The sequence below is a fragment of the Cyclobacterium lianum genome, from assembly GCF_900143075.1.
Lineage (GTDB): Bacteria > Bacteroidota > Bacteroidia > Cytophagales > Cyclobacteriaceae > Cyclobacterium > Cyclobacterium lianum.
Map to the genome: position 1 here is coordinate 41,313 of NZ_FRCY01000006.1, position 10,411 is coordinate 51,723.

A 10,411-nucleotide genomic window follows, 5' to 3' on the forward strand; every position below is an offset into this window, starting at 1 on the left:
CTCCTCAGCCCGTCTCGAACCATATTAACCCTTAACAACCAAGGTTCGACTACTAAAAAGGCAAACAGCAAAAGAGCCCGTCTAAACTACTCAGTCCATTTCGAACCACATTAACAACGATCTCTCCACTTCTATCCAGCTCAACAGCAAATCATTCCATCTCCACTACTCAGCCCATTCCGAGCCACATTGAACGTTACCATTCACTGGCAAGTAAAAATTCGCTTATATGTCTATGTTTAATTCCCTGGATCTCATCTTTAAAGAAGTCGTCCATAGAGACTACGTACTTGGGATGGTGGTCATCTATAGGTAATAAGGCAGCAAATTCTCGTTCAATCGTTTCCTTGCTTTCTAATTTGTAGGTTACCTGAATATAAATTTTCTTCTCTTTATTCTCCGCCACAAAATCAATCTCTCTCTGGTCAAATTTACCAACGAACACTTTAAAACCCCTCCGCTTAAGTTCAAGAAAAACAATATTTTCCAAGACACCGGAAATCACCCTATCCCTATAACCCATCGTCGCATAAAGCAAGGAAATATCTGCCAGATAAAATTTTTCCTGTGTTTTCAGGATTTCTTTTCCCTTCAAATCATACCTGGATACCCTGTACAAAATAAATGCTCCTTCTAGCGCTGAAAGGTAATTATATACTGTATTGATATCAATTTTTCGTTGCTGACTCTTAAAATAATCAGCCACGTTTTTCCCTGAAAAGGTATTACCGATATTGTCAAATGCATATTGGATGACCCTATTCAAAAGCTCAATGTCTCTGATCTTATGTCGTTGAACCGTATCTCTCAGGATTACAGAATCATAAATATCGCTTACTACCTGATAGGCTGTTTCTTCATCGTAATCCAATGTATGGATTACAGGAAAACCTCCTTTCCTAAGGTATTCCACAAAAAGGGTCCTGTGATCTCCTGAAATTTCTGAATAAGATTTTTTAAAATCTATAAACTCCGAAAACGACAATGTGAAAATAGGAATTTCAACATATCTACCCGCTAAAAAAGTAGAAAGATCCGAAGACAATAAATGTGAATTAGATCCAGTAATGTAAATGTCTACATCAAAATCTACCATGAAAGAATTAACCGCCTTTTCCCAATTCTGAACTTCCTGAATTTCATCAAAGAGTAAATAGTTTTTACCGGTAGGATTAATGCGGCCTTTTACTTCCTCATATAAACTGTTGGCCTTGGTAAGATTTGAATTGGCAAAACTTTCAAAATTGATATAGGTGATTTGAGAAGCTTTTACCCCACTTTGAATCAACTCTTCAGTAAGAAGCTTCAATACTGTTGATTTACCAGATCGCCTTATCCCTGTTATAATTTTAATTTGAGGCTTTCCAATGAAACGCCTTAACTTGTCAATATAATTATTCCTTCTAATCATTTTCGGGATATATCCCTAAATATATTGATTTTCATATTACATTTTAGGGTTATAACCATAAAAAATAGCCCCTTTATTGTAACTACTGGATTTGTTAAGGGTTAAGAGGCTGATTCCTGGTTGTTGTTGTGGTAGTGGGGTGTTGCCCGGCTAAGCTTTAGTTGAGCTGATTTCTAGGATTGTTAAGGGTTAAGAGCCTTGTGTCTGGTGGTTATTGTGGTAGCGGGGTGTTGCCCTGCTGAGATGTCGTTAGGCTAAATGGGAAAGTTGTTAAGGGTTAAGCGGTTGTGCAAAAATCCAAAGGATTTTTGGGTTTACTATTGTTTAACCCTTAACAACCACGATTCAACCTAAAACAAGCACCAATGCCAAACAGCAACCTTGATTCCCTCAGCCCCTTTCCAGCACCTTTAACCCTTAACAACAACGGTTCAACTACCAATAAGCTCAACTGCCAAACATCTCCATTCCACCAATCAGCCCGATCAGCACCATTTTAACCCTAAACAACCACGTCTCCACTTCTATCCGGCTCAACTGCAAAGCAAACCGTATCAACAGCTCAGACCGTTTCGAACCATTTTAACCCTTAACCACCACGGCTCGGCTGTACATAATGACAATAGCTAATCAGCTCTTTTCATCTCCTCAGCCCGTCTCGAACCATATTAACCCTTCACAACCACGTCTCCATTCCAAACCAGTTCCCCTGCAAATCAGCCCCTAAATACTCCAATGCCCATTCCGAGCCACATTAACCCTTAACTATCACGGTTCAATTACCAATAAGCTCAACTGCCAGACATCTCCTCGCCACCACTCAGCCCGATCAGCATCATTTTAACCCTTAACTGCCACGGTTCGACTACTAACAAGGCTAAAAGCAAAACAGCCCTTTTCAAACTCTCAGCCCAGTCCGAACCATATTAACCCTTAACAACCACGATTCCACTACCAACAAGCTCAACTGCCAAACATCTCGTCCTGACCCCTCAGCCGATTCCGAGCCTCATTAACCAGCGCCTCCGGCGCTAAAGCCTCGCATCCACCTTATCCTTATCCAACACCGCTTTCACATCAAACACGACCAGGTCCTGGTTTTTCCGGATGGGGAGGGATCTGAATTTCTGGTGGGCGACGGCAAGTACAATGGCGGAGTAATCTTCGATATTGGGACAGTTGTCCCCGTCGATGATCTCCAGTCCGTATTCGTGAGATACTTCTTCCTTGCTGGCCCAGGGATCGTATACATCTACATCCATGTCAAAGGCACGCAGCTCCTGGTAGATGTCTATCACGCGGGTATTGCGCACATCGGGGCAGTCCTCCTTAAAGGTAAAGCCCAGGATCAGCACCTTGGAGTCGATCACTTTCAGGTCTTTGCGCATCATGTGCTTGATCACCTCGGTGGCCACATGCTTGCCCATGGAGTCGTTGAGCCGGCGGCCGGCCAGGATGATCTCCGGATGGTAGCCTACCTCCTGGGCCTTCTGCGCCAGGTAAAAGGGATCCACGCTGATGCAGTGCCCGCCTACCAGGCCCGGTTTGAAGGGCAGGAAATTCCACTTGGTACCTGCTGCTGCCAGCACCTCATGGGTATCGATCTGCAGCAGGTTAAAGATCTTGGACAGTTCATTGACAAAGGCAATGTTGATGTCGCGCTGGGAGTTTTCGATCACCTTGGCCGCTTCGGCCACCTTGATGCTGCTGGCCTTGTGGGTGCCGGCAACGATCACCTCCCGGTACAGGCTGTCTACATAATCGGCCACTTCGGGGGTGGAGCCTGAGGTGACCTTCAGGATCTTGGCCACGGTATGTTCCTTGTCTCCGGGGTTGATGCGTTCGGGGGAATAGCCGGCATAGAAGTCTTCGTTGTAGCGCAGTCCGCTGACTTTTTCCAGTACGGGAACACATTCTTCTTCCGTCACTCCGGGATAGACCGTAGATTCATAGATGACCACATCCCCTTTTTTGAGGCATTTTCCGATGGTCTCGGAGGCCTTGAGCATGGGGGTGAGCACGGGGCGGTTGTGCCGGTCGGTGGGGGTAGGCACGGTGACCACATAGATCTGGCAGTCGGCCAGTTGTGCGGGATCGCAGGTATTGTGCAGCCCTTTCTTTCCGGGCTCTGGCTTGCCGACCAGCACTGCTTTGAGGTCATCGTCGGCTACTTCCAGGGTGCCGTCTTTTCCGGCATTGAGTTCTTTGACTCTTTTTTCGGAGATATCGAATCCGATAACGGGAAATTTTTTGGCAAATTCAACGGCCAGGGGCAATCCCACATAGCCCAGGCCGATTACGGCAATTTTTGCTTCAGCGAGGGGTGTTAATGGTGCTGTTGTCATAGATTAAATAGTGATTTAGTTTGAATGAAAAATATTTTTTTGCAAATATATGAAATTCTCAAAGTTTTTATGGGTTAAGGGTTAAGGGTTAAGGGTTAAGGGGCTGGTTTCTGGTGGTTAACGTGGTAGCGGGGTGTTGTCCGGCTAAAGTGTAGTTGAACCTATTAGTAGCTTTGTTAAGGGTTAAGAGTTAGGAGCCTTGTTTCTGGTCGTTATTGCGGTAGCGGGGTGTTGCCCGGCTGGAGTGTATTTGAGCTGATTTCTACGTTTGTTAAGGTTAAGTGTGAGCCAAAAATCCATGGGATTTTTGTGGAGGCTATCGTCTAACCCTTACAACCATGCTTCTACTTAAAACTAACACCAATGCAAAGAAGCAACCTTGATTCCCCCAGCCCCTTTCCTGCACCTTTAACCCTTAACATCCACAATTCCACTACTAACAAGCTCAACTGCAAAACAACTCGTCTCAACATCTCAGCCCTTCCGAACCACTTTAACCCTTAACTACCACGGTTCGACTACTAACAAGGCCAACAGCAAAACAGCCCTTTTCAAACTCTCAGCCCGTCCCGAGCCATGTTAACCCTTAACCACCACGGTTCCACTACTAATACGGCTAACAGAAAAAGAGACCGTCTAAACGACCCGGTCCGCTTAGCGCTTCTTATAGCCCTTCCCTCCACTATTTTTAAGTGTTATTATTAAATTACTAAGTTTTATTTTGAGATTATGTGTTTTTAGAAGTAACAAATCCAGTTCTTCTTCTGTGATAAACCCAGCATCGAAGGCCCTGTATGACTGGGATCTGACTTCTCCATTTGATCCTTTAGCAATGTAAAGAAAGTTAATAAACTCCCTATTCCCATCCCTTTCAAATCCTTCGGCAATATTATCCATTACCGATCCGGACGCTGCATTTATTTGGGAACAAAATCTGTAATCGTCTTTAAAAGGAATTATTTTGGTAAGTTCCCGGATATATTTACAAAGCTCTCTTGCCTCTTGCCAAACATGAAGGTCTTCAAACGACGAAATAGAAGCCATAGAAGCTGAGTTTTGGTTTTTAATGTGGTAGCAGGGGGTTGCCCGGCTGAGATGTCGTTAGGCTTAATGGGAAAATTGTTAAGAGTTAAGGGGCTTGTTTTTGGTCGTTATGGTTGCAGTGGTGTGTTGTCCGGCTGGAGTGTAGTTGAACCTAGTAGTAGCTTTGTTAAGGGTTAAGGGTTAAGGGTTAAGGGTTAAGAGCCTTGTTTCTGGTCGTTATCGCGGTAGCGGGGTGTTGCCCGGCTGGAGTGTATTTGAGCTGATTTCTACGTTTGTTAAGGTTAAGTGTGAGCCAAAAATCCATGGGATTTTTGGGGAGGCTATCGTCTAACCCTTAACAACCATGCTTCTACTTAAAACTAACACCAATGCAAAGAAGCAACCTTGATTCCCTTAGCCCCTTTCCTGCACCTTTAACCCTTAACAACCACAATTCCACTACTAACAAGCTCAACTGCAAAACAACTCGTCTCAACATCTCAGCCCTTCCGCATCCTATTAACCCTTAACAACCACGGTTTAACCGTACATAAGGACGATAGCTAAACAACCCTTTTCTACTCCTCAGCCCGTCTCGAGCCATTTTAACCCTTAACATCCACGATTCCACTACTAATAAGCTCGACTCCTATTCAATCCGTCTCAACTACTCAGACTGATTCGATCCATATTAACCTCCTTGCCTCCACTTCTAACCAACTTCCCTGCAAATCAATTCGTTGCAACTATTCATCGCATCCCGAGCCAATTAACCCTCAACATCGACGGTTCCACTCAATTTAACCTCAATTATACGAAAACTGTACTATGCAACTCACCACTTTTCCTACCATTAACCCTTAACTACAACGGTTCGACTACCAATTAAGCGCAACTGCCAAACATCGCTATTCCACCGCTCAGCCTGATCAGCACCACTAGCTGGGGCACAGCTTCGCCTCCTGAGTCCCATTTTTTACTGCGGGGCCCAGTAGGGTGTATGGAAAATATGTGCAAAAAAATAAATAGAACGGTTAATCCGCAACCTTCTTTTCAGGAAAATAAGGGTTTCTGTATCTACCTGATGGCATTCAGCACCAGCAACACCGCGGACAAGGTGGTCACGGCCAGCTGGAAGGTCTGCACGAAGTTGACGCCTGTACCCAGTTCGCGGATTTTCATCGGCTCGGCGTACAGCAGGTCGTTGGGGCGGATAAAATAAAACTCAGATTCTACAATTCTTTTGTCATTCAGGTTGATCCGAAAGGACTTGGTCCCCTCGGGGTATTGGCGGATAAGTACTACTTCGTTGCGCTTGGCGGTGGTGGTCATGTCGCCGGCATGGGCGATGGCCTGAAAGATACTGATCCGGTTTTGGAGTATGGTAAAATTGCCGCTGCGGTTAAATTCGCCCAGGGCGGAAAAGCGTACCCCGCCCAGGCGTACCCGCACGAAGAAGTCTTCCTCGTTGACATAGGCACGTAGCTGGCTTTCGATCTTGCTTTGCGCCTGCTTGGTGGTGAGTCCCAGCAGGTCTATTTCCCCGAGCAGGGGCAGTTCGACCTGCCCGTTTTCATCCACCGTATAGCCGTTGATAAAGAAGATATCGCCACCATTTTGTGCTCCCTGTGCCATATTCATTCTGACCGACTCGTCCCCGGCGATGCCAAAAATTTCATTGAGTTCGGGGGAGGTGGTTTTGATATTGATGTCTACCACGTCGTTGTACTGCAGGTAATATTCCTCGGTGCTGTTGGGTACCAGTTCGCCTTCCGTGTAGAGGGGTATGCTTTCGTCTGTTTCCTGGAGGTAAATGATGCGTTCGTTGGAAATACAGGAGGCTGTCAGAGATACCACCGAAGCAGCAAAAAGTAGAAACTTAAGGATTTTCATTTATAGGGAATAAGAAAACTTCGTAAACGGAGGCAAATATATTTAAAAGCCGGGCAGCAAAAAAACGGTAGCTGCATTTTTTCACTGTGGGCGTGAAAAATTATATTTTAAACTTTTGGTTGTGGGAAGGCCTGAGATAAAGAAAAGAAAAAATAGGCTTTTAGCCGGGCGAAGTGGGGGGAGGAATGGGTAAAGGGTTTAAATGGTTCATTGTTTAGATCTGCTCCGCGGGATTTGTAATCCCCGAGCGGGTCCGGGGTCAGTTTAGCGGATGGTTAATTCTTGACGGTCGCGATAGCAGGATTGCAAATCCTGCGGTATCTGGGTTCGGGATTGCAAATCCCGAACAGCTCCGCTAACTGCATATAAACCAGGGATTCAGGAGATTTTCCTTATTGTAGACCAGTGGGCTGTCGGCATCTGTTTTCCTGACGGTATAGCCCAGGGCAAGCAGGATGCCATGTGCTGCGGCGGTGTCCCATTCCATGGTGGGTGCAAAGCGGGGATAGAGCTGCGCCCTGCCCTCGGCCAGCAGCATAAACTTCAGGGAAGACCCCATGCTGATGACTTCTGCATCCGGGTAGCGGTCGATGACCTCCTGGGTCTCGGGACTCAGGTGGGATCTGCTCGCTACAATGGCACGGATGCTGCCTTTCGCGGCCGGATTCAAGGCCTTTGGGGCATCTTTGCCAGATTGTTTCCAGGCGCCTTCCCCGGCGCTGCCCCAATACATGATATCCAGCACCGGGGCATAGACCACCCCCATGACCGGCGTATCCCGGTGGATCAGGGCGATGTTGACGGTAAACTCACCGTTCTTTTTGATAAACTCCTTGGTGCCATCCAGGGGATCCACCATCCAGAAGTATTCCCAGTCTTTGCGCTCGGACCAGGGGATGTCTCTTCCTTCTTCGGAAAGTACCGGCAGGCCGGTGGCCTCCAACTGGGCCATGATGACTTTATGGGCGGCCTTATCGGCCAGCGTGAGGGGGGAATCGTCGCTTTTCATCTCCACCCCAAAGTCAGCCGTATGGTATATCCTGAGTATTTCCTGGCCTGCTAATTTGGCGGAAGTAAGCGCTGTTTTCGTAAGGTCTGGTAGGTCTATCATATTTTTTGGCCTTTTTTTATAATTATGACGAAGGGACTGAGGGACTAAGGGACGAGGGACTTGGGGAATAAGGGAGATCTCCCGGTCTCTAAGTCTCCCCCTCTCTAAGTCACTAAGTCACTAAGTCTCCCCATCTCTACGTCTCTAAGTCACTAAGTCTCCCCGTCTCTACGTCTCCAAGTCTCTACGTCTCCCCGTCTCGAAATCTCCCCGTCTCCAAGTCTCTAAGTCTCCCCGTCTCGAAATCTCCCCGTCTCCAAGTCTCTAAGTCTCCCCGTCTCCCCCTCTCAAAGTCACTCAGTCTCCGCTAATACTGCCACTGCTGCGGATTTCTTCCCATGTTTACCAATTTCCCTAAAATATTATGATATTTCTCGGAAATGCGGTTACTAACTTCTATACTTATATACTCACAGGAATAAGCAAACTTTAGCCAGGTCATGGTCTCCGCAGCCTCTCCCTCGCTGTCTATAAGTTTCGCAACAAATGATTTGGGGTATTTTCGCTTCCTGAAACCCTCCGAAATATTGGAACATACAGACCGGGAAGACCTTCTAATTTGATCTGTTAAAGAGAATTTCTCTTCTTTCGGGAAATTTTTAGAAATTTCAAAGATTTCCATTGCAGCTTCAAAAGCCAATTGGAAAACATCTAAATCTTCGTGAGACCTGATTTTCATAAGCAGTACGTTTAGACCAGGTGTTTATGGGGAAATGTGTGCCGATGTTCTATATCCACTTCCTATCTCTGACCCTGATTTCCTTTTTTTTCTCCCGGTCACCAAGTCTCCAGGTCAGCCCCTCTCCCAGTCACTTTGTCGCCCTGTCTCTCAGTCCCCTTGTCTCTTCGTCTCAAAGTCTCTTCCTCTCCGTGCGCTGTGACCTCCTTTTTTCGTCACCAAGGACTCAAAGAGTTTTTTTCCCTTTGGGTGCGTTGTGCATGCTCTGGGTGCGCTGTGACCCAAAAAGTTCGAAGCGATGCACGCTAAATAATCATCCCGGCGGCGACGGTTTCGTTGGTATTGGGGTCGATGAGGATGATGGAGCCGGTCTGGCGGTTGCGGCGATAGGCATCCATAAACAATGGCTGCGCGGTGCGCAGGCTGATGCGGGCGATGTCATTCATGCCGATTTCGGCCACCCCTTCTTCCCGGTGAAGGGTATTGACATCCACCCGGTAAAGAATCTCCTTTACCATGGCCTGGCATTCTTTGGTGGTATGCCTGACCAGCAATTTGGTCCGTCCGGCCAGTTTTTTCTGGCTCATCCAGCATACCATTACATCCAGGTCCTGATCCACTTTGGGCACATTATTGGGCCTTACCAGCATGTCGCCCCGGCTGATGTCCAACTCGTCCTCCAGGGTCATGGTCACCGACATGGGGGAAAATGCTTCCGTAATGGGCTGCCCGTCCAGTTCTATGCTTTTGACTTTGGAGGTAAAGCCTGAGGGAAGCACCTTGACATCGTCGCCAGGTTTGAAAATCCCTCCTTCTATACGGCCGGCATAGCCTCTGAAATCCTGGTGCTCGTGGGTATGTGGGCGGATCACCATCTGCACCGGAAACCGGCAGTCGATATGGTTCAGGTCAGAGGCAATGTGCACGTTTTCCAGCAGGTAAAGTAAGGTAGGCCCTTCATACCATTCCATATTTTTGGTCCGGTCTACCACATTGTCACCTTTGAGCGCCGATATGGGCACAAAATGTACATCCTTGATTTCCATCTTGCTGGCAAAGGCTTTGTAGTCCTTGATGATCTGCTCGTAAACGGCTTCATCATAATCCACCAGGTCCATTTTGTTGACACAGACGATCACATGGGGGATCTTGAGCAGGGAGGCAATAAAGGAATGCCGGTAGGTTTGTTCCAGCAGTCCTTTTCTCGCATCGATCAGGATAATGGCCAGATTGGCGGTGGAAGCACCCGTCACCATGTTCCGGGTATATTGGATGTGTCCGGGTGTGTCGGCAATGATAAATTTTCGCTTGGGCGTGGCGAAATACCGGTAGGCTACATCTATGGTAATGCCTTGTTCCCTTTCCGACTTGAGCCCGTCGGTCAGCAGAGAGAGGTCTACATAGTCAAAGCCCTTTTTTTCACTGGAGGTTTTGACCGCTGCAATCTGGTCTTCAAAAATAGACTTGGAGTCGAATAAAAGCCTTCCGATCAGGGTGCTTTTCCCATCGTCCACAGAGCCGGCTGTGGTAAATCTCAACAATTGATTGGTTTCCTGTATGCTCATGCTAGTTTTATATTTCTAATATCAGTCTCGTATTTTATTTAGTCATGAATGACTCAAAGGGTTTTTTGTTGCCCCTCGGGGTCTTTTTGCATCCTCTGTGCGCTCGGTGACTTCTTTTTTTCGTCAAAAAGGGCACAAAGAACCACAGAGAACACAAAGCTTTTTTAATCACCCCTTCGGATGCTTTGTGCATGCTCTATGCGCTCTGTCACCTCCTTTTTTTCGTCACAAAGAACTCAAAGAACCTCAGAGAACACAAAGCTTTTTTAATTAGCCCTTCGGGTGCTTTGTGCATCCTCTGTGTGCTCTGTGACTTCTTTTTTTTCGTCACAAAGGGCACAAAGAACCACAGAGAACACAAAGTTAATTATCACTTTGGGAGCT

General features: G+C 46.7%; 7 protein-coding genes. All 7 read right to left on the bottom strand.

The window, feature by feature from the left end; all coding sequences use genetic code 11:
* Positions 1 to 196: 196 nt before the first annotated feature.
* The 7 genes from BUB19_RS11465 to cysN all read right to left on the bottom strand — a co-directional run bounded on the left by BUB19_RS11465 (position 197) and on the right by cysN (position 10,027).
* Positions 197 to 1,411 (bottom strand): ATP-binding protein, encoded by a 1,215-nt coding sequence (locus BUB19_RS11465; protein ID WP_073094702.1) that lies wholly within the window; start codon positions 1,409 to 1,411, stop codon positions 197 to 199.
* A gap of 1,031 nt (positions 1,412 to 2,442) precedes the next feature.
* Entirely contained in the window at positions 2,443 to 3,756 is a 1,314-nt protein-coding gene (locus BUB19_RS11470; protein ID WP_073094703.1) for a nucleotide sugar dehydrogenase, read from the bottom strand.
* Positions 3,757 to 4,410: 654 nt separating this feature from the next.
* Positions 4,411 to 4,800 (bottom strand): four helix bundle protein, encoded by a 390-nt coding sequence (locus tag BUB19_RS11475; RefSeq protein WP_073094704.1) that lies wholly within the window; start codon positions 4,798 to 4,800, stop codon positions 4,411 to 4,413.
* A gap of 1,056 nt (positions 4,801 to 5,856) precedes the next feature.
* Positions 5,857 to 6,672 carry a polysaccharide biosynthesis/export family protein gene (locus BUB19_RS11480; protein WP_084097213.1) on the bottom strand — a complete coding sequence of 272 codons (816 nt, stop codon included), beginning with the start codon at positions 6,670 to 6,672 and terminating at the stop codon, positions 5,857 to 5,859.
* Positions 6,673 to 7,027: 355 nt separating this feature from the next.
* Positions 7,028 to 7,783 (bottom strand): 3'(2'),5'-bisphosphate nucleotidase CysQ, encoded by a 756-nt coding sequence (gene cysQ, locus BUB19_RS11485; RefSeq protein WP_073094705.1) that lies wholly within the window; start codon positions 7,781 to 7,783, stop codon positions 7,028 to 7,030.
* Positions 7,784 to 8,090: 307 nt separating this feature from the next.
* Positions 8,091 to 8,462 carry a four helix bundle protein gene (locus tag BUB19_RS11490; RefSeq protein ID WP_073094706.1) on the bottom strand — a complete coding sequence of 124 codons (372 nt, stop codon included), beginning with the start codon at positions 8,460 to 8,462 and terminating at the stop codon, positions 8,091 to 8,093.
* 305 nt (positions 8,463 to 8,767) lie between these two features.
* Entirely contained in the window at positions 8,768 to 10,027 is a 1,260-nt protein-coding gene (cysN, locus tag BUB19_RS11495) for a sulfate adenylyltransferase subunit CysN (protein ID WP_073094707.1), read from the bottom strand.
* Positions 10,028 to 10,411: the final 384 nt, after the last annotated feature.

Bases quoted from the DNA above. Each gene is read 5' to 3' on its own strand.
- BUB19_RS11490 (WP_073094706.1), bottom strand. From the start codon at position 8,462: ATGAAAATCAGGTCTCACGAAGATTTAGATGTTTTCCAATTGGCTTTT.
- cysQ (WP_073094705.1), bottom strand. From the start codon at position 7,783: ATGATAGACCTACCAGACCTTACGAAAACAGCGCTTACTTCCGCCAAA.
- BUB19_RS11465 (WP_073094702.1), bottom strand. From the start codon at position 1,411: ATGATTAGAAGGAATAATTATATTGACAAGTTAAGGCGTTTCATTGGA.
- cysN (WP_073094707.1), bottom strand. From the start codon at position 10,027: ATGAGCATACAGGAAACCAATCAATTGTTGAGATTTACCACAGCCGGC.
- BUB19_RS11470 (WP_073094703.1), bottom strand. From the start codon at position 3,756: ATGACAACAGCACCATTAACACCCCTCGCTGAAGCAAAAATTGCCGTA.
- BUB19_RS11480 (WP_084097213.1), bottom strand. From the start codon at position 6,672: ATGAAAATCCTTAAGTTTCTACTTTTTGCTGCTTCGGTGGTATCTCTG.
- BUB19_RS11475 (WP_073094704.1), bottom strand. From the start codon at position 4,800: ATGGCTTCTATTTCGTCGTTTGAAGACCTTCATGTTTGGCAAGAGGCA.